This window comes from Marinifilum sp. JC120 (genome assembly GCA_004923195.1).
Classification (GTDB): Bacteria; Desulfobacterota; Desulfovibrionia; order Desulfovibrionales; family Desulfovibrionaceae; genus Maridesulfovibrio.
In genome coordinates this window covers 127,113-147,588 of the sequence record RDSB01000005.1, presented here as the reverse complement: position 1 = coordinate 147,588, position 20,476 = coordinate 127,113, and the positions used below count along the sequence as shown (strand labels likewise).

Annotated in this window: 17 protein-coding genes; 16 read left to right on the top strand and 1 reads right to left on the bottom strand. The window is 52.0% G+C overall.

Annotation, left to right across the window (positions count from 1 at the left end; translation table 11 throughout):
* Positions 1 to 5: 5 nt before the first annotated feature.
* Entirely contained in the window at positions 6 to 1,001 is a 996-nt protein-coding gene (locus tag D0S45_07050; protein TIH17485.1) for an HD domain-containing protein, read from the bottom strand.
* 453 nt (positions 1,002 to 1,454) lie between these two features.
* Here D0S45_07050 and mraZ point away from each other — a divergent pair, with 453 nt between their 5' ends.
* From mraZ to D0S45_06970, 16 genes are all read left to right on the top strand, one after another.
* A complete protein-coding gene (mraZ, locus tag D0S45_07045) occupies positions 1,455 to 1,904 on the top strand; it encodes a division/cell wall cluster transcriptional repressor MraZ (protein TIH17406.1) in 450 nt (149 codons plus the stop codon).
* Positions 1,905 to 2,042: 138 nt separating this feature from the next.
* Complete coding sequence (gene rsmH / locus D0S45_07040; protein ID TIH17405.1) at positions 2,043 to 3,017, top strand: 16S rRNA (cytosine(1402)-N(4))-methyltransferase RsmH; 975 nt, start codon at positions 2,043 to 2,045, stop codon at positions 3,015 to 3,017.
* A 6-nt stretch (positions 3,018 to 3,023) separates the two neighbouring features.
* Positions 3,024 to 3,314 carry a hypothetical protein gene (locus tag D0S45_07035; protein ID TIH17404.1) on the top strand — a complete coding sequence of 97 codons (291 nt, stop codon included), beginning with the start codon at positions 3,024 to 3,026 and terminating at the stop codon, positions 3,312 to 3,314.
* A gap of 24 nt (positions 3,315 to 3,338) precedes the next feature.
* Positions 3,339 to 5,285 (top strand): PASTA domain-containing protein, encoded by a 1,947-nt coding sequence (locus D0S45_07030; GenBank protein ID TIH17403.1) that lies wholly within the window; start codon positions 3,339 to 3,341, stop codon positions 5,283 to 5,285.
* Positions 5,286 to 5,300: 15 nt separating this feature from the next.
* On the top strand, positions 5,301 to 6,761 hold the full coding sequence (locus tag D0S45_07025) for a UDP-N-acetylmuramoyl-L-alanyl-D-glutamate--2,6-diaminopimelate ligase (protein ID TIH17402.1): 1,461 nt from the start codon (positions 5,301 to 5,303) through the stop codon (positions 6,759 to 6,761).
* Positions 6,758 to 8,149 (top strand): UDP-N-acetylmuramoyl-tripeptide--D-alanyl-D-alanine ligase, encoded by a 1,392-nt coding sequence (murF, locus tag D0S45_07020; protein ID TIH17401.1) that lies wholly within the window; start codon positions 6,758 to 6,760, stop codon positions 8,147 to 8,149. The genes D0S45_07025 and murF overlap by 4 nt, the downstream gene beginning before the upstream one ends.
* The gene (locus tag D0S45_07015; protein ID TIH17400.1) at positions 8,146 to 9,225 is read left to right on the top strand and encodes a phospho-N-acetylmuramoyl-pentapeptide-transferase; all 1,080 of its coding nucleotides are present in this window, start codon (positions 8,146 to 8,148) and stop codon (positions 9,223 to 9,225) included. The genes murF and D0S45_07015 overlap by 4 nt, the downstream gene beginning before the upstream one ends.
* An 8-nt stretch (positions 9,226 to 9,233) precedes the next feature.
* Positions 9,234 to 10,538 carry a UDP-N-acetylmuramoyl-L-alanine--D-glutamate ligase gene (gene murD / locus D0S45_07010; protein ID TIH17399.1) on the top strand — a complete coding sequence of 435 codons (1,305 nt, stop codon included), beginning with the start codon at positions 9,234 to 9,236 and terminating at the stop codon, positions 10,536 to 10,538.
* On the top strand, positions 10,535 to 11,650 hold the full coding sequence (ftsW, locus tag D0S45_07005; protein TIH17398.1) for a putative lipid II flippase FtsW: 1,116 nt from the start codon (positions 10,535 to 10,537) through the stop codon (positions 11,648 to 11,650). The genes murD and ftsW overlap by 4 nt, the downstream gene beginning before the upstream one ends.
* Positions 11,650 to 12,732, top strand: a complete 1,083-nt coding sequence (murG, locus tag D0S45_07000) for an undecaprenyldiphospho-muramoylpentapeptide beta-N-acetylglucosaminyltransferase (GenBank protein TIH17397.1) — start codon at positions 11,650 to 11,652, stop codon at positions 12,730 to 12,732. Before ftsW ends, murG begins: the two co-directional genes overlap by 1 nt.
* 53 nt (positions 12,733 to 12,785) lie before the next feature.
* Positions 12,786 to 14,198, top strand: coding sequence for a UDP-N-acetylmuramate--L-alanine ligase (locus D0S45_06995; protein TIH17484.1), 1,413 nt, complete (start codon positions 12,786 to 12,788; stop codon positions 14,196 to 14,198).
* A 13-nt stretch (positions 14,199 to 14,211) separates the two neighbouring features.
* Positions 14,212 to 15,105, top strand: a complete 894-nt coding sequence (gene murB / locus D0S45_06990; protein TIH17396.1) for a UDP-N-acetylmuramate dehydrogenase — start codon at positions 14,212 to 14,214, stop codon at positions 15,103 to 15,105.
* The gene (locus D0S45_06985; GenBank protein ID TIH17395.1) at positions 15,102 to 15,956 is read left to right on the top strand and encodes an FtsQ-type POTRA domain-containing protein; all 855 of its coding nucleotides are present in this window, start codon (positions 15,102 to 15,104) and stop codon (positions 15,954 to 15,956) included. Before murB ends, D0S45_06985 begins: the two co-directional genes overlap by 4 nt.
* A 54-nt stretch (positions 15,957 to 16,010) precedes the next feature.
* Entirely contained in the window at positions 16,011 to 17,240 is a 1,230-nt protein-coding gene (ftsA, locus tag D0S45_06980) for a cell division protein FtsA (protein TIH17394.1), read from the top strand.
* Positions 17,241 to 17,379: 139 nt separating this feature from the next.
* A complete protein-coding gene (gene ftsZ, locus D0S45_06975) occupies positions 17,380 to 18,657 on the top strand; it encodes a cell division protein FtsZ (protein ID TIH17483.1) in 1,278 nt (425 codons plus the stop codon).
* A 65-nt stretch (positions 18,658 to 18,722) separates the two neighbouring features.
* Positions 18,723 to 20,411, top strand: coding sequence for a radical SAM protein (locus tag D0S45_06970; GenBank protein ID TIH17393.1), 1,689 nt, complete (start codon positions 18,723 to 18,725; stop codon positions 20,409 to 20,411).
* Positions 20,412 to 20,476 lie beyond the last annotated feature (65 nt).

The following is a 20,476-nucleotide window of genomic DNA, read 5'->3' as shown; positions in this document are numbered from 1 at the left end:
TAAATCTATTTCTTCAAAGTAAGTGCCCAAGCCTGAATATTCTTGGTTACTTCCGGGTCGTAAGCCTTGTCTTGTGAAATCGCAGCAGCGGCCTTGAGCGGATCTATGCCTTCTGCAAAGGGACGCTTGGTAATCATAGCACAGTAAGAATCTATTGCGGCGATAATCCGGCCTAATTGGCTAATCTCGCGCCCCGATTTCTTCTGGGGATATCCTTTACCGTTCAGCCGTTCGTGATGCTCAATGACGCAAGCCTCAATTTCCTTGTATTTGAGATCAAGTTTGCTAAGCATTTCATAGCCAAGCATGGGATGCTTATCCACTTTCTGACGTTCGTCCGTGGTCAGTGGCTTGGGCTTTTCACGAATAAACAGGGGGATCTTGCTCATACCCAGATCATGCAGGAAAAATCCGGCGGTAAGACGATCAAAATGGGTGCGGCTGATATCCCCGCTGGAAAAATTCTTCCCTTTCATGCGGATAAAAATAGCCAAAGCGAGCACACCACAATTCACGCTGTGCTGAGCAAGCGTATGTTCCTTGTGCAACCGTTTAGCAAGAGCCTTGATACGGTACGGGTCGTTCCACAAGTATTCAGTAAGGACCATCAGATCTGACCAAATCTTATCCATGACAGCCGCAACAGGCTGGTCCAGAAATTCACTCATACGCATGGTCAGCGCTTCCATAAAAATATCCGCAATCTCACTTTCCTTGAGATTGCGATCGATAAGCACGAGGTCCAGCTGATAAGCTATGTGCTTTACGTATACCGGATGGTCCTTGCGGGAAACAAAGATAAAGCCATCCTTAACCAGCTTGCCAAGCTGCTCGATCTGCTCCTTGCTAAGCCTCCCCCCCACTTTGTAATAAGGTGCGATTCGGCCCACATCCTCCATGAACATAAAAATATCGAGAGGCGGCCTGAACTTATTGAAACTCTGAAGAATATCGGGACTGATCTGGTAATATTCCTCGTTCAAACCATCGGGAACATCCATTCTACCTTTTGCATTCATAGTTCAACCTTATCCCCATCACTTATAAACGACTGAAACAGTTAGATTTAACAAGTAGCTGTCTGTACAGAATTCAAGATTCCTACCCCATATTCACCCCTGCGGGATCTTACTAAAAAAAAGGGGACTGAATTTTCGTTTTCAATTGCCCTATAGCATTCATATGCATATTCGTGAAGTCTGTGTCTGACAGGTTCCAATTTTTATCTATTATTTTTAAAAAAAAGATAAACTTTTTTTGTTCATTTCTTAATTCTTTCTAAACTCCGTATATATAAGCTTTTAGAACTGGCAAAAACCTTCTGAACCATTGAAAACAGCCTGTTTTCGACCCTGTTATTTCACTGAGGGGCCTTGACTTTTTCCCTATTTTCACACACAGGTGGTGAGACGGGGGGAATTGGTGGTAAATCTGTGTGATTGAGTGGTAGAAAAATGAAGTTCAGAGGTCACGCACATCGCAGCATGGATGCCAAAGGCAGACTGATGCTTACACCGGAGTACCGGGATCAGGTATATTCTGATTCCCCGGACGGCTGCGTGACATTGACTATTTTCGAAGGAAATATAGTCGGCTTCACACCACCGGACTGGGCAGTACTTGAAGAAAAACTCACAAGTATCAAAAGCCCCAGCCGGAAACTCAGAAATTTCATCCGAATAATCATTTCAGGTTCCGAAGAAGTCTGCCTCGATAAACAGGGCAGAATCACCATTCCTTCCTATCTGCGAAAAAGCGGCAAACTGGACAAGGACGTGGTCCTTGCCGGAGTCGGCGACAGATTTGAGATCTGGGACAAGCGGGAATTCGAAGCCCTGCTTGAACAAGATTTTGATGATGTCTCAGATGAACTGGCTGAATGCGGAGTTGAACTCCCGTTCTAGCCTGTCTTTTGCTGTTTCGCGCCACTGACGCATCTACATACTGATTTTTTAAACTTGATTTTCAAAACCGCCATTGGTTTGCCCCTGCTCCCCCCAGAGTTACGGTCAAAACCGACAATAGTTTTGGATCAGGAAATTATGGAAAGCAAGAAATTAAAACCTGAACAGGTCCACACATCCGTTCTGCTGAACGAAGTCATTGACTGGCTGGCTCCCAAACCCGGAGGCCGCTACCTTGATGGTACCCTCGGCATGGCCGGGCATTCCAGTGCAATCCTTAAAGCCGCAGGCGAAAGTGCCGAGCTGGCCGGGCTGGACCGGGACGAACAGGCACTCGAACTGGCTGGAGAACGTCTTGCGCCTTTCGGTGATCGCGCGCACAGATTCCATCTTGCTTTCAGCAAGTTTGAGGCTGCCCTTAATGAGCTGGGCTGGGACACAATTGACGGGGTTGTTCTTGACCTCGGCGTTTCCTCCCTCCATCTGGACCATGCCGAGCGCGGGTTCAGTTTCATCAAGGACGGACCGCTGGATATGCGTATGGACCCGGCAGGCGGCATGCCCCCGGCATCTTCTATTATTAATAAAGGTTCGTACTCCGACTTAAACAGAATTTTTAAGCTGTACGGAGAAGAACCACTGGGTTCGAAAATCGCCAAGGCGATTATCACAGCTCGGGAAGAAAAAAAGATAACGACCACCCTGCAACTGGCCTCCATTGTAGAGAAGGCTTATCCGGCCAAACGCAGGGCCTTGTCCCGGACCCATCCGGCGACCAAAACATTTCAGGGGTTGCGCATTGCCGTGAATTCCGAACTGGAAGAGTTGCAAACCTTCCTTGATCGGATTCCGGAAAGACTTAATCCCGGTGCGAGGGTTGCGATCATATCCTTCCATTCTTTGGAAGACCGGATTGTAAAAAAGACCTTCAAAGCCCAATCACAAAACTGCGACTGCCCGCCCATGCAGCCCATGTGCACCTGCGGGAAGGTTAAGCTGATGAATGTGCTGACCAGAAAGCCCATCCTTCCCACCGAGGAAGAGATGGAGGTCAACACCCGCAGCCGCAGCGCAAAACTCCGCGTAGCCGAAAGGACCGGGGAGGACGGGTAAACCGCCATGAAAGCTGATTCCAAGGGAATAGCCATGGCCCTAACCCTGACCATGGGATCGGCTCTCATACTGGGGCTGGTCTCGGTCTGGCTGAACATCGAGCGGGTCGACAAAGCTTACGACCTGATCCGCATGGAAAAAAAACTCGATGAACAGGAAGCTCTGGCCGCAAAGCTGGAGGTAGAAAGAAACAATCTGCTCTCTCCAATAAGATTGAGGGAGCTGGCAAAAAAATACGGTTTCGGACCGACCTCGCAAGGGCAGATAAGAAGACCCGCGAACAAATCGAAACCATAGTTATAAAACAGGGAGCCCCAAACAATGGCTAAAAGGAAAAAAGAAAGCCTGAAGGCGAGCAGAACAAAGCTGCTCTTCGTCATGGTCCTTTTTGCCCTTGTATGGACAGGTCTCTTGGGCAGGGCGGCATGGCTGCAATTGTTCAAGGGAGCCGATCTCTCACGCATGGTCTCCCGCCAGCACCTTGCGGCTGAGCTTGAACGCGGTGAACGCGGCTCCATTTATGACCGCAACGGCAACCTGCTGGCAACCAGCGTGGAATCTTCATCCGTTTACATCCGCCCGGTCAAGGTTACCGATGTGGACGGCACGGCTTACAAGCTCTCAAAGATTCTCGGTATTTCGAAAGCGAAGCTGAGAAAGAAACTGTCCAGAAAGTCGAATTTTATCTGGATCAAACGGCAAATTAATGACCGCATCGCCCAAAAGATCATAAAAGCTGACTTGGCCGGCGTATACCTGACCACGGAATATGTCAGACTCTATCCCAACAACTATCTGGCTGGACAGTTGCTGGGTTTTTCCGGGATCGACGGTAACGGACTTGAAGGGCTTGAAAAGAAATTTAATGACCGTCTTGCAGGACGCAAGGCGCAATTCGTTGTGCAGCGCGATGCATCGGGACGCAGATTGTACCTCGATGCCATGGGCCGTGAAATGGATGTCCGCGGCAAGGACATCCACCTGACCATTGATTCGCACCTACAGGCGGTGACTGAAAACGCACTGGCTGAATCGGTAAAGAAATACAATGGTAAGAGAGGCTCCGCAATCATAGTTGAAGTAGCTACAGGTGATATTTTGGCCCTTGCCAATTGCCCGCGCTTCAACCCAAATATTTTCCGCACCAGCTCCCCCAATATCTGGAGGAACCGTGCGGCTCTCGACGTTGCCGAACCGGGATCAACCTTCAAGCCATTCCTCATGGCTGCGGCACTGGAACACAAGGTTGTGACCCCGGAAAAGCTCTTTGACTGTGAAAATGGACGCTGGAAAATCAATGGCAAGTACATCAAAGACACCCATAAGGAAGGGTGGCTGCCGGTGCACAAAATCCTGCGCTATTCCAGTAACATCGGCTGTGCCAAGATAGGTTTGGAACTTGGAGCGCAGAACTACCATAAGTTCATCTCCGATCTCGGGTTCGGAAGCAAAACCGGACTGCCTATTCCTGGAGACCGCAAAGGTTTGATCCGCCCGGCCGCCAAGTGGAATGAAATTGACCTTGCCGCCATATCATTCGGGCAGGGAATTGGCGTAACCACCGTACAGATGGCAAAAGGTTATCTCACTCTTGCCAATAAGGGGCTTGAAAAACCGATTAAGCTAGTGCAATACCCCCACTCCGAACAAGAGGAAGCACCCAAGCGCATTTTCAGTGCTGAAGTAGCTGAAAAAGTACTCTCCATGATGCGCGAAGTTGTGCAGGACGACGGAACCGGACGCAAAGCCAGAATCAGAGGAACCACCGTTGCAGGCAAAACCGGAACCGCCCAGAAGGCACACAGCAAAGGTGGCTACGGCACAGAATACATAGCATCTTTTGTGGCTCTGGTTCCGGGATACAACCCGGATTACATCGTCTATATGATGGTGGATGATCCCAAGCCGAACCACTACGGCAGCACAGTTGTGGCTCCGGCGGTTAAAAAGATCATGACCCAGACCCTTGCCTATTACGGCAAGCTGCCGGAGCACCGTAAGCCCACACCGGTCATGGCCGCAGGTCAGACTTTTACTGCGATGCCCCAAAAGGCATTGAGGGCCACCCCGGTAAAGATAACCGCATCCGGGGACACGGTTCCTAATTTGAAAGGAATGCCCATTCGCAGGGCAATTGAAATATTGGTCCAGAAAGGCTTTGTTCCCAAACTGAAAGGTCAGGGGATGACTGTAACCAAACAACTTCCTGCCGCAGGCGACAAATGGCCTGAAGACAAGAAGGCGGAAATGGTTCTCTGGGTTTCTTAGTTAAAGGAAAATTTTATGTCGAAAACAGTATTGAACAAAACCAAATGGGACGCACTCCTCGCCAAGGTTAGCGATGGGTTGATGGTCCAGACAGATTCGCGGGAAGTCCGGGAAGGTGATGTATTTGTCGCCATCTCCGGGCCCTTGCGTGATGGTGCTGATTTCGTACCCCAGGCACTTGAAAACGGTGCCGCCTACATCATTTGTGAGAAAGAAGTTTTCACCGATTCCGCTGAGCTGATCACCCACCCCTCCCCCCGTGAAGCTCTGGGCGAATTGGCAATGACCTACTTTAAGACCGGCGACACCAAAATCAAACTGATCGGCATAACCGGAACCAACGGCAAAACCACCACAACTTACCTCATCGAACAGCTTCTTTCCTCTGCCGGAATAAAGGTGGGCGTACTCGGCACAGTCAGCTATCGCTGGCCCGGGTTCGAACAGGAAGCACCGCTGACCACCCCCGGCTGCTGGCAGTTGCACGAAATGCTCGCCAAAATGAATAAGGCTGACGTGGATGTTGCCGTCATGGAAGTTTCATCCCACGCCCTGCACCAGAACCGAGTCTGCGGACTAAACTTTGACGCTGCGGTAATCACCAACGTCACACAGGACCACCTCGATTACCACGGAGACATGGAAGAATATTTCAAAGCCAAATGCCTGCTCTTCCAGCATTATCCCAGCGCACTTAAACGGGGCATCATCAACTTTGACGATCCCTTCGGCAGACGTCTGCTGGAATGCTATTCCCCGGCCATCGGTTACGGCATGGACAAAAGCTGCGCCACTGGATGCAAATCCCTGTGCGGAGAAATGGTCTCCTGCTCCGGTGACGGTATGCGTCTGAAAATGACCTGCGACGGAGAGCAGTGGGAAATTGAAACTGACCTTATCGGTAAGTTCAACGGTTCCAACCTGCTGGCAGCACAGGCCATCGGTCTGCACATGGGCCTTACCCCGGACCAAATGGACGTGTTCAAAGAGTTTGACGGTGTACCCGGTAGACTTGAGCGGGTCCGTAACGATCAAGGACTCAATATTTTCGTGGATTACGCCCACACCCCGGATGCACTGGACAACGTCCTGCGCACCCTGAAAGACCTTAATTTCAACAGGGTCATCAGCGTGTTCGGCTGCGGCGGAGACCGCGACCGGGCCAAACGTCCGCTCATGGCTGAATCAGCCTGCCGTTATTCAGATGTGGCAGTGCTGACCTCGGACAACCCGCGCACCGAAGATCCCATGCTGATTATCGAAGATGTACGTCCCGGTCTCAGGGGCTGTGATCATATAATCGAAGAAGTTGACCGCGCCGAGGCCATCAGGAAAGCGGTTGCAGAAATGACTGCGGAGGATGTGCTTCTCATCGCGGGCAAGGGTCACGAAACATATCAAATTATCGGAACAGAAAAGAGGGACTTCAGCGACAGCGAGGAAGTCTCAAAGGCAATCAAGGAGATTTACGGGTGAAGCTGACTTTGTCTGAACTCGAAGAACAGCTCATGGGGAGCAGTGATCTACCCTCTGCGGCAGACATCGAAATCGCAGCCGTGCGCATTGACAGCAGGCTGGTGGGAAAAGGCGATGTCTTCTTCTGCATTGAAGGGGAAAATTTCGACGGTCACAACTTTGCCGAAGCGGCTCTTGAAGCCGGAGCGGTTGCGGTTGTTGTTTCCCAATTCATGCCCGAGCTTGCAGATAAGCCGATCATCATGGTCCGTGATACTGTTCAGGCCCTCGGGCGGGTTGCCGCATACTGGCGTATGAAATCCAAGGCCCGCATGATCGCCGTTACAGGTTCAGCAGGCAAGACAACCGTAAAAGAGATGCTGGCCCACGTACTTTCCGGGTCCGGATCTGTGCATAAAAATTTCATGAACCTGAACAACCAGCTAGGTCTGCCTCTTTCCATGCTTGAAGCAACCGGTGAGGAAACTTACTGGGTCATGGAGCTTGGCATCAGCCTGCCCCACGACATGGGCGAGCTTGGTCCCATTGCCCAGCCCGATATGGCTATTGTCCATAACATCGGCCCCGCACACCTCGAGGGCCTTGGTTCGCTGGAAAATGTGGCTGTTCAGAAATCATCACTTTTCAAATACATCCGCCCCGAAGGCAAAGCCCTGTGCTGCAAGGATCACGAACTGCTCTGGAATGCGGCAAATGAAATCACCGCGTCCATTCCATTTTCCTCTCAGGATGAAAATGCAGAATACTACAGCACCTTGCTGCACACCCTGCCTGACGGTTCTGGAAGGTTCCTGATCAAGGCCGGTGCAGAAACAGCAGAAGTGATCCTGCCCACCTGCGGTTCCCACTTTGCGGAAAACGCAGCCGCCGTAACCTGTGCGGCTCACCAATTGGGTATGGAGCTTACAGATATCGCCGAAAGACTGGCAACAGTTGAACTGCCCAAGCAGAGATTTCACTGCCACACCCACGGCGAATGGACACTTATCGACGACTCATACAACGCCAATCCATTATCCATGAACCGGGCCATCGACACTGCCAAGCGTATTGCCGGAGAAAGGCCGCTGGTACTGGTACTCGGAGATATGCTGGAACTGGGCGAAGAGGCCGGGTGTGCGCATTGCGACCTTGGCATCAAGATCGCTTCAGTGAATCCGGACGCAACATTTTACCATGGCGGACACTACGCCGAAGTAGCCTCAAATACCAACGGCTCTACTTTGGTTCCGGTGAACAAGCCTGCTGAATTTTTGAACGGAATACACGAACTGGGTCTCAGCGATGCGGTAGTCCTCTTTAAAGGGTCGAGGTCCTGCCGCATGGAAGATTACTTCCACGCACTTAACAATGACATCAATGGGGAGACCGGAGGAAACAAAGCATGATTTATCATTTTCTAGTCCCCTTGAGTGCGCAAATAGGTGCACTTAACGTATTCCGCTACATCACCTTTCGCTCCATCTACGCCCTGCTGACCGCGCTGGTCATTACAATCGTACTCGGGCCCATGATGATGCGCTGGCTGCAAAAAGTTAAATGCGGGCAGTACATTCAAGACGAAGTGGGTGAAATGCACAAATGCAAGGCCGGAACCCCGACTATGGGCGGCCTGCTGCTGGGATTTGGTGTGCTGGTCTCCACCCTGCTCTGGGCAGATTTGACCAATGTCTATGTCTGGCTGACCATGCTGGTCTTTGCCGGATTCGGGCTGGTTGGTTTTGTGGATGATTACACCAAAATCAAAGGCAAGAAGAATAAGGGTATTTCCCCCAAAGCCAAGCTTTTAGGCCAGCTGCTGGTAGCTGGAACAGCAGTGGGATTCCTGATCATGCAGCCCGCATATTCCACGGAATTGGCGGTGCCTTTTTTCAAGAATTTTACTCCGAACCTCGGCTGGATGTATCTTCCGTTTGCCCTGCTGGTCATGATCGGGGCATCCAACGGAGTCAACCTTACGGATGGACTAGACGGTCTGGCTATCGGGCCTTCCATCACCAGTGCCACCTGTTATGCATTTTTTATTTACATCGCCGGACACGTGGGCATGGCCAGCTATCTAAATGTCCCCCATGTTCCCGGCGTGGGTGAGGTCACCGTCTTCTGCGGTGCACTTGTGGGCGCGGGGCTTGGTTTCCTCTGGTACAACGCATATCCGGCGCAGCTTTTCATGGGTGATGTAGGATCACTCAGCATCGGCGGCGTGCTCGGTTTTGTCGCTGTACTCTGTAAGCAGGAATTGCTGCTGATCATCGTCGGCGGGGTTTTCGTCTTCGAGACCATCTCAGTAATCATGCAGGTTAGTTATTTCAAGGTCAGCGGCGGCAAGCGGATTTTCCGCATGGCACCGCTACACCACCATTTTGAACACAAGGGAATTCCGGAATCCAAGATTGTTATCAGATTCTGGGTCATCTCTATTTTAATGGCCCTTATGGCCCTGAGTACCCTGAAGATCAGGTAAAGGATGTTATGGACAGCGCATTTGTAGAACAGGTCACCTCGACCCGCATGTTCACCGGAAGGTTGGCAGTAGTCGCCGGAGCCGGAAGATCAGGCCTTGCCGCAGCAAAACTGCTGCACAAGCTTAAGGCTACCGTGCGCATTGTGGACAGCAACGAGAACCTGAGCAAAGACATCCTCAAAGATCTCGGACCGGACGCCCAGCTCATGACCGGACCGTTCTGCGAAGAACAGTTCGCCGGAGCGGATGTGATCGTAGCCAGTCCCGGAATTCCGGCTCGCAATATTGTTCCGTTTATCGGTAACCTTCCTGAACGGGCCATTATTTCCGAGCTGGAACTGGCCTCATGGTTTGCCAATGAACCCAAGATAGCTATCACCGGAACCAACGGCAAAACAACAACAACCGCACTGATCAAGCACATTCTGGAAGCATCCGGCCGTAAACCCTTTGCCGGGGCCAACTACGGTACTCCCCTTTCCGAATTTATTGCTGATGACGGAGAGGCTGACGTGCTGGTGCTCGAAGTATCAAGCTTCCAGCTTCAGAACTGCCGCTTGTTCAGACCACTGGCTGCTATTCTGCTTAATATCGCTCCCAACCACCTCAACTACCATGAGGACATGGATGAGTACCTTGCAGCTAAGCTTAAAATTTTCGAACGCCAGAGTGAAGATGAATTAGCGATCCTGCCCGCGCATATGAAAGATGAGCTTAATCCGGCCAGTTTTACCAAGGCCGAGGTTAAGTGGTTTGACGGTTCCAGCTTCGAAGAACAGCCCAATCTTCCCGGCAAGCACAACCGCTTGAACATGGAAGCGGCTTGGCTGGCACTGGAAAAAATCGGGCTGACCCGTGAAGAGTTTGAAGCCGGACTGAAAACATTTGTCGGCAAGCCGCACCGTATTCAGGATATCGGCTCCGTGGACGGCGTTCGCTTTATCAATGATTCCAAAGGCACCAATCTCGATGCAGTCCGTGCGGCCCTGAACAGCTTTGACGGCCCGGTCCGTTTGCTGCTGGGCGGCGTATTCAAAGGCGGAGATGTAAACGAAATTATCCCGGCCATGCGCGGCAAAGTAGCTGAGGTAGGACTTTTCGGAGCAGGACGAGAACATTTTGAGCCTGCCCTCAAGGATGAATTTAAAATTTCATGGCACGAAAATCTTGAAAAAGCAGTACGTGCCATTTTTGCAAACTCAACAGCGGGAGATACCATCCTGCTTTCCCCGGCAACAGCAAGCTTTGACGCTTACACCGGGTACGATGCCAGAGGCGATGATTTTAAAAGAATCATGGAGGAACTCTCTTGAATAAGAAAAAGAACCTCTCCGGTAAACCTGAACGCCTTGATTACTGGCTGCTGGCTGCGGCATTGCTGCTGGCCTGCTTCGGACTGATGATGGTCCTTTCCGCCAGTGGCATCATGGCTGAGCGTTTCTTTGACGACAAGTACCTCTTCTTCAAGAAGCAGGCGGTATTTCTCGTGGCCGGAACCTGCATGATGTACATTTGCTCTCGTCTGCCCAAGGCCTTTTTCTACAACATGGTCTATGTTTGGCTCATGGCTGCTTTCGTGCTTTTACTTCTTTGCGACTTTTCACCACTCTCAGTAGCTGCGGGCGGTGCGAAACGTTGGATAGCATTGGGCCCGCTGCGCATTCAGCCGCTGGAGTTTTGCAAACCCGCACTGGTTCTCTATTTGGCCTATTTCTTCTCCCGCAAACAGGAGCTTATTAAGACCTTCAGCGTTGGCTTTTTGCCTCCTTACGCCATTACCGGAGTACTCTGCCTGCTGCTGATGATGCAGCCGGACTTCGGCGGTTCGGTCTTCTTGTGCATGATCTTATTTTTCATGAGTCTGGTGGGTGGAACCCGGGTCAGCTACCTGCTGACATCACTGGTTTTCGCTGGTGGAGCCGGATATATGCTCATCACCAGTTCCCCGTACAGGCTCAAACGTATGACCGCGTTTATTGATCCCTTTAAGTCCGCACACGAAGAAGGCTACCAACTGGTGCAGTCCCTCTACGCATTCGGATCGGGTAATGTTTTCGGCCAGGGACTGGGCGCAGGTAAACAAAAACTTTTCTTCCTCCCCGAAGCACACAACGACTTCATTATGGCAGTTGTGGGTGAGGAACTAGGCTTTATCGGTGTGCTGGCTGTATTTGCGGTCATCGGCTTCCTTATCTGGCGCGGATTTAAAATCGCGCTGGCACAAGATGATTTGCAGGACCGCTTCACCGCCTACGGACTAACTATCATGCTTGCGCTTGGCTTCAGCCTGAACCTCGCTGTGGTCATGGGAACCGTACCGCCCAAGGGCGTGCCCATGCCTTTCGTCAGCTACGGCGGATCAAGTTTGATAGTTTCCTGCATCTGCACAGGCATTCTCCTCAATCTCTCAAGGGGGAAAGTCTGATGAAACGTATCGTCCTGACCACCGGCGGTACCGGGGGACACGTCTTCCCCGCACTGGCCGTTGCCCATGAGATTAAAACCCGCTTCCCTAACTGCGAGATACTCTTTCTCGGCGGTAAAGGGCCGGAACGGGAAATGGTCGAGAGGGCTGGAATTACCTTCAAGGGACTCCCGGCAAAAGGTGTTCTGGGCGGTGGAATTAAAAAAGTTTTCAGTTCGCTTTGGATCGTATCTGCGCTGGTTAGATCTCTGAAGGAGATTGCATCCTTCAAGCCTGATGCGGTTATCGGTTTCGGCGGATACGCCGGATTCTGCCCGGTACTGGCAGCTCGGATACTGGAGGTACCCACGGCGATCCACGAGCAAAACAGCATCCCCGGAGTAACCAACCGTATTCTAGGCAAGGTTGTAAAAAAAGTTTTCGCCTCCTTTGAGGATAGAAACGGATCATTCCCCGCTGCTAAAACTATTGTGGTGGGTAATCCGGTCCGTAAAGAGATTATCGACTCCGGCCACAGTGCAAACGAAAAAGCGGTTCTGGTCTTCGGCGGAAGTCAAGGCGCGGCAGCCATCAATGATGCTGTTATCGCCGGACTGCCCGAGCTGAAGGAAGCAGGCATCAGCCTGCGCCACCAGACCGGAAAAGCAGACTTTGAAAAAGTCCGCAAGGCATACGCCCAGAACGGCATGAATACCGATCCGGTTTCCCCGTTCATCCACAACATGGGCGAAGCTTATGGTGAAGCATCTCTCGTAGTATGCAGGTCCGGGGCATCCACTGTTTTTGAAATTGCGGCAGCGGGTAAGCCAGCCATATTTATCCCCTTTCCGCACGCCACTCACGACCACCAGACCGGGAACGCCCGTGCTCTGGCTGATCTGGGCGCGGCAGAACTTATTCCGCAAAATGAACTGAGCGGGCAAAGACTGGCAGACGAAATTATTAAACTGATTGCGGATCAGGACAGGCTGAAAGAAATGGAAAGCAAGGCCCTTTCTTTTGCCCGGACTGATGCGGCCTCCGTTATCGCGGAAGGCGTTAGAGATATTATTAGAATGAAAACAGTGAGAGGTGCAGCATGATCGCAGCAGAAGGACCAAGTGTACCCTTAGTAACGGACACCGCATGTCCCATCATGCGCAGCAGAGTTGGCAACATCCACATGATCGGCATCGGCGGCTCAGGCATGAGCGGCATTGCCGAGGTATTGATCAACATGGGCTTCACCGTAACAGGTTCCGACCTCGCCGCAGGCGCACCTGTAAAACGTCTGCTCAAGATGGGAGCGCAGGTCTATATCGGACATGGCGCAGAGAACGTTACCGATGCCGATGTAGTGGTTAAGTCCACAGCAATTTCCGATGACAACCCGGAACTGGTCAAAGCCCACGAACTGGGTATTCCCGTAATTCCCAGAGCGGAAATGCTGGCAGAGCTCATGCGTCTGCGCACTGGAATCGCAGTGGCGGGAACTCACGGCAAGACTACTACCACCTCGCTGCTGGCAACAATTTTCACTGAAGCCGAACTGGACCCCACAGTCATCATCGGCGGCAGGCTGAACACCTTCGGCAGTAATGCCCGCCTTGGTGACGGACAATTCCTTATCGCCGAAGCGGATGAATCTGACGGATCATTTCTCTGTCTCTCGCCCATCATCACTGTGGTTACCAATGTGGACAAAGACCACCTTGATTTCTACGGCGACCAAGAAGCTATTGATGAAGCATTCCGCAAATTCATGAACTCCATTCCCTTCTACGGAATGAACGTGGTCTGCGGCGATGATGTAGGCGTGCAGAGATTGCTGCCCTCCATCAAACGTCCTTGTCTGACCTACGGCCTTGGCAAGGAAAACAGACTTCGTGCGGAAATTCTTTCTTGCGAAGTACGTTCCCTGTTCAAAGTCTACCTTGATGATGAACCTCTGGGCGAAGTATCCCTTGCCCAGCCGGGTAAACACAATGTGCTCAATGCACTCGGTGCCATCGGCGTAGCCCTTGAGGCCGGACTGGCAAAAGAACCCATCATGCAGGGGCTCTCTAACTTTATGGGCGTAGGCCGCAGGTTTGAGAAAAAAGGCGAATCCAAGGGAATCCTCGTGGTTGATGACTACGGTCATCATCCAGCAGAAATTCAGGCCACCATTGAGACCGCCAAGTCCTGTTTCCCGCAGCGCAGACTGGTTGTAGCTTTCCAGCCGCACAGATTCACCCGCACACAGGCCCTGTTCGGTGAATTCTGCAAAACCTTTGAAAAGGCCGATGAACTGCTGCTCACTGAAATCTACCCTGCATCAGAAGACCCCATTCCGGGTGTAAACGGAATGTCACTGGCTCAGGGTGTCAGACAGGTCAGCGATACCAAGGTCCGCTTTTACCCGGACTTTGAAATGATGCAGAACGAATTGCCCAATATCCTTAAGCCAGGTGACCTTTTCATCACTCAGGGTGCGGGATCAATTTATACTGTTGGTGAAAAGTTTTTAAAATATCTGGAAGAGGACGGCGAAAAAGTCCTCAAACCGGAAGAAATAACAGCTTTGTAGCGGAAAGATTTATATGACACTGGAACTGCTTCATAAACCGGGCATGGCTCAGCTCACCTCACTAGGCATTGGCGGAAACGCCCGCGTTCTGGCTAAGGTGCGCGACGAAGCCGGGCTGGACGAGCTTTCCCGCTTTGTAGAGCGCGAAGATTCTGACCTGCTGGCCATTGGTGAAGGAAGCAACATCCTTGCCGGGGACGGGGAGCTTAACCTCGCCCTTGTACAAGTGGCCTGTGAACGTAAAGCAGAGGCCCAAATCTCTGCAACAGCTTCCGGAACAAGCGTGCGTGTTCCTGCTGACATGCGTTTACCGGGACTACTTTCAGTGCTCATTAAAAACGGTCTTTCCGGCATGGAAGGGCTGGCCGGTATTCCCGGCTCCGTGGGCGGCTCTGTCGCCATGAATGCCGGATCATACGGAACCGACATGCAGGCTTCCGTAAAGAGGGTCCGTATTTGGACCCCGGAAAAGGGACTTTTCTGGAAGGATGTTGAGGAACTTACGTGGGGCTACCGTCACTTTTCAATCGGACTAGAAAATAAAGACGAATTCTTTCTAGTCTGGGAAGTTGAATTTGAACTTTCCCGCTCCACTGAAGCAGAAGTCCGCAGCAGGATTAAGGAAATTTTTGAAAAAAAGAAGGCCACCCAGCCGGTCACAGCAAAGACTGCAGGGTGCGTTTTCAAGAATCCGGAAGGATACAGCGCAGGCAAGCTGCTGGACGACGCCGGATTCAGAGGCAGAAACCTCGGCGGCATGGGTTTTTCCGAAATGCACGCCAACTTCCTTGAAAACAAGGGAGGCGGCAACGCAGCTCAGGCACTGGAACTCATGTCTCAGGCAACCGAAGCCGTGTCTGATAAGTTCGGCGTCACTTTAAAGCCGGAGGTCATAATACTGTCATGAGCGTAGCAGGACTGAACAAAAGCAGGCTGAATCTTGCCAAATCAGGCAAGAAACGCACAGGCCGCAACAAGACCAAGAAACGCAAGAATCCTTCGCAGTCGTTCTCCCAAACACTGGGTATGCTGCTGCGCAAGCTCTGCATTTCCGGGGCCTGCCTGCTGGTACTGGCTATTGTGGGTATCGGCTGTCTTGCCGGGTATCGCTGGGCTACTGCCCTGCCCTACTTTGCATTGCAAGATATCAAGGTCATCGGAAACCATCGCTTAAGTTACGGTGAAATTCTCTCTATTGCCGATGTGAGCCTGAACAAAAACAGCCTCGCTGTGAACATCAGCGAAGTGGAAAACAGGCTCAGCGATAACCAGTGGATCAAATCCGCTGCGATCAGAAGGCAACTGCCCGGCAAGATGCAGATTCACGTACGAGAAAAGAAGCCCCGCTTCATGGTCCGCCACAATGACGCTCTTTATTACTGCGACAGCAACGGCGAACTGATCGCCCCGTTGGCACCGGGAAAATTCAGCTCCCTGCCGTTTTTGAACATCGAGTCCGAAGCCATGGACAAGGCTGCTATTCTGCCGGAATTCATGGACAAGCTCAGTAAACGGGAACTACCCTTTGATCCGGGCCAGATTGCATGGATCGACATCAAAGGCGGCAACCGCATGGAAATTTTTATGGACAGACTCGGCCTCACGGTGCTGCTGGGTCTGGACAACTGGCAAGAACAGCTTTCACACCTGAACACAGTATGGAACGACCTCAAGAACAGGGGAGAGTTCAGGGACGTGGCAGTCATTTCAACCGGGAAAAACAGGGTCTGGGTTGAAAAACGCAGTTCCGGGAAATGATTGCCGCAATTGGCAATACCCCGAATTTACAAGGATGATGAGGAGAAAAAAGTTATGTCCAAGTCTGATCTGATCGTCGGCCTAGATGTCGGCACCACTAAGATCTGCGCGGTTGTGGGAGAACCCACCGCGGACGGAGTCGACATAGTCGGCATCGGTACAGCCCCGTCCACCGGACTGCGCAAAGGCGTGGTGGTCAACATTGAGCAGACAGTTCAGTCCATCAAGAAAGCTCTTGAAGAGGCTGAACTCATGGCTGGTTGCGAAATCCGCTCCGTATATGCGGGCATCGCCGGCAGCCACATCAAAGGTTTCAACAGCCACGGCGTAATCGCTGTTAAAGGCGGCGAGGTAACCCAGAAGGATGTAGACCGGGTTATCGATGCAGCCAAGGCTGTAGCCATTCCGCTGGACAGGGAAGTGATCCACACCCTGCCGCAGGAATACATTGTTGACGATCAGCGCGGCATTGCCGATCCGCTGGGCATGGCCGGTGTGCGCCTTGAAGTTAAGGTCCACATCGTCACCGGCGCGGTCACTTCCGCACAGAATATTATCCGTTCCTGCCATCGCTCAGGACTGGACGTTTCCGACATCGTTCTTGAATCACTGGCTTCCAGCAAGGCCGTACTTTCCGAAGAGGAAAGGGAGATCGGCGTTGCCATCGTGGATATCGGAGGTGGTACCACTGATCTGGCAATCTTCGCCAATGATTCGATTAAACATACTTCTGTTATCGCCCTAGGCGGTAACAACCTGACTAACGACATTGCATTCGGGCTGAGAACGCCCATGGGGTCTGCGGAACAGATCAAAGTCAAATACGGAACTGCGCTTACCGATATGGTCACCACTGACGAGACCATTGACGTGCCTTCCGTAGGCGGCCGTGATCACCGCAAAATGTCCAAGAGGGTGCTGGCTGAAATCTGCGAACCGCGCTGTGAAGAAATCATGGCCCTTGTGGATCAGGAACTGGTCCGCAGCGGCTACAAGAACATGATCGCAGCCGGGGTAGTGCTCACCGGCGGAACATCCCTCGTGGATGGAATGCAAGAACTGGCGGAGCAGATTTTCGATCTGCCGGTCCGCATCGGTTATCCCGCAGGCATGGGAGGCCTTAAGGATGTTGTCAACAGTCCCAAATACGCCACAGCAGTGGGACTGCTCATGTACGGCGCGGAAAAAGAAGGCAGCTCCGAGCAAGTCTTCAGAATCCGTGACGAAAATGTTTTCAACCGCATTCTGGGCAGGATGCGAAAATGGTTCACTGACATCGCGTAAATGATACGTATCGCCGTTGAAGGTCGGCGATTGCCCGGAACTCGGGCTATACAGATGAACCAAGGCATGAAGCTCTTTTCCGACCCCGATCACGGAAAAGTTATCAGCAAAATGTTTAACAGGGGAAATCAAAATGATGATGGATTACATGGAAATTGAAAACGACGGTCACGCAAAGATCAAGGTTATCGGTTGTGGTGGTGGTGGCGGTAACGCTATCAACAATATGATTCAGTCTGCACTCTCCGGTGTGCGCTTTATCGTGGCTAACACCGATGCACAGGACATCAACAAGTCCCTCGCCGAATACAAAATCCAGCTCGGCGACAAACTGACCAAAGGCCTCGGCGCAGGAGCCAACCCCGACGTGGGTAAAAATGCAGCCCTTGAATCCGTTGACCAGATTCGCGAACTCGTAAGCGACTGCGACATGGTCTTCGTAACCGCCGGTATGGGTGGCGGAACCGGAACAGGCGCAGCACCCGTTATTGCAGAAATTGCAAAAGAAGCAGGTGCGCTGACTGTTGCAGTTGTAACCAAACCTTTTTATTTCGAAGGCAAACGCAGACTGTTGCAGGCCGAAAAAGGCATTGAGGAACTCAAAAGTGTTGTTGATTCCATCATCACTATTCCCAATGACCGTCTGCTCCAGCTTGCCGCCAAAAAAGCAGCTTTCTCTGAAATGCTGAAAAAAGCTGATGAAGTCCTCTACTACGGCGTCAAAGGTATTGCCGACCTGATCACCGTTCACGGTCTGATCAACCTTGACTTCGCAGATGTACAGGCTGTTATGTCCAGCTCCGGTCTCGCCCTTATGGGTACCGGTATTGCACGGGGCGAAAACAGAGCCCGTGAAGCAGCCATGAAAGCCATCACCAGCCCGCTGCTCGAAGATGTTTCCATTGAAGGCGCAAAAGGTGTACTCATCAACATCACCTGCTCCCCTGACATGACCATTGATGAAGTCAGCGAAGCAGCCAACATCATCTATGAAGAAGCACACGAGGAAGCACAGATCTTCTTCGGTACTGTTTTCGATGCTGAAGTTGGCGATGAAATGCGCATCACAGTTATTGCCACCGGCATCGACACCGCAGGCGAACAGCCCGTGGCACCGCCCGTTGAGCAGCAGTCTTTCGGTCAGCCCCAGCGTCCGAACCTGACTCCCAGAGGCATGGCTCCAAAAAACAAGGAAGCCACCAACGTACGCCAGATGGGCAGTGCCCATGCTGAAGAAGACCGCTCCATTCCCGCTTACCTGCGCCACACCGCAAGCAAGCCCACTGAAGCGGCAGGAAATCCTGAACCTGTACAGCTCAAGCCCAAACAGGCAGCTAACTCCGGTGGAGAAGAATTCATCTTCCACGATGACGATGATTTTGAAGTTCCGACCTTCATCCGCAAGCAGGCAGACTAATCCTGATTGCGATGAACATATACCGGAAACAGTACGGGCCAAACGGTCCGCACCGGGAATAACCCATGTCCGTAACTGATGAATTCTTCTATTACGGAAAGGAAGAACCCTCGCCTGAAGAAACAGGAGGCCGTCTGCCCACGGCTCTTGTTTTCGCCGGACGGAAGGGGTCTGCACTCTCAACCTTAGGTTGGCAGGCTGTCTATCGTCTGCTTGCTCCGGACGCGGAGCTTGCGGTGGAAAGATTCTTTCTTGGCGAACCGGGCAAACCGTCTGTTTCCATGGACAGTGACAAAGAACTGTCCGAGTTTCCCCTGATCGGTTTCAGTGTCAACTTTGAGGAGGAATACCTCCACTTGGTCCGGATGCTGAAAGATTCGGGCGTTCCGCCATTAGCTGCGGAACGCCCGGACTTCCCGCTGGTCATGGGCGGAGGTCCGGTGGCCTTCCTCAATCCCGCACCGATTGCCCCCTTCTTTGATTTCTTCTGGGTGGGCGAGGCTGAAGCGGGTTTGAAAGAATTGTGCCTCGAACTGAAGCAGCATATTTACGACGGGGGAAGCAAAAAAGAATTTCTGGACCTGATCAAAGACCGGGACGGCGTCTACGTTCCCGGTATGACCAAAGGTCAAGTCCGCAGGGCCATACTCCCTCCGGGACCGGTTGCTGAAGGTCACGGAGTTCCCCTACTCAGCGAACCGGCATACTCTTGTTTCATCAGCCCGGAAGCGGTCTTCAAGGACATGTTCCTTGTGGAAGTAAACCGGGGCTGTCCTTACGGATGCCGATTCTGCGCCGCCGGATACATTTACCGTCCGCCCCGGCACGCATCCATCGACCAGCTCAAAAAGATTGTGGAACTAGCCGACCCGCCCAAAGTGGGATTGGTTGGTACTGCCCTCACCGACTGGCCGGACCTGATCCCCTACATTGAATGGCTCAAAAAACGTAAGACCAAATTTTCCCTCTCTTCTGTCCGCGCCGATGGGCTGACCGAGGAACTGCTGGATATCCTGCGCGCTTCAGGCGTCCGCACCGTGACCCTTGCCCTCGAAGGAGCCAGTAAAAGGTTACGTGATGCCGCCAGCAAAAACCTTGAGGAAGAAGATTTCCTGCGCGCAGTGGAACTCTGCGCCGCCAAGGGAGTCAACCATTTGCGGGTCTACGTTATCGTGGGCTGGCCCGATGAGACTGAAGAAGATTACGAAGAACTGGCCCTCATGCTCGAAAAAATGGATGAAGCCCGCAAGCGCGGGCAAGGCAAGAAGAAAAAGCAATTCATGCGCATCACCTTCGGAGCCAGTTGCCTTGTCCCCAAACCGTGGACACCTCTACAATGGGCACCCATGCCTTCGGAAAAAGAACTTAAAAATGTACTCTCCAAAATCAAGGGATTGACCAAGAAATACAAGGGCATGGCATTTTCAGGAGATTCCCCCTTTCAGGCCCGTTTGCAGGGCATACTTTCACGGGGCGACGAATCTCTTGCTGAATTCATCAGCTATGCTGCGGAAAACGGCGGCTGGAAAAAAGCTTCAAAATTCTACAAGGGCGATGTTCAACGATTTGTTGACGAAGAACTTGATAAAGATGCTCCCCTGCCTTGGGACTTCATCGATACCGGCGTAAAGAAGTCTTACCTCTGGCGAGAATGGCAACGGTTCCAAAAAGCCGAGAAGACTCCAGTCTGCCCGCCTGACGGTTGTGCTGAGTGTAAAAGCTGCGGCATGCACCAGTGGCTTAACGAAAAGTAGTCCCCCTTCAAAACTTGTGCAATTCAATTGCACAAGAATCCTGCACATATCTCATAAATTCACTG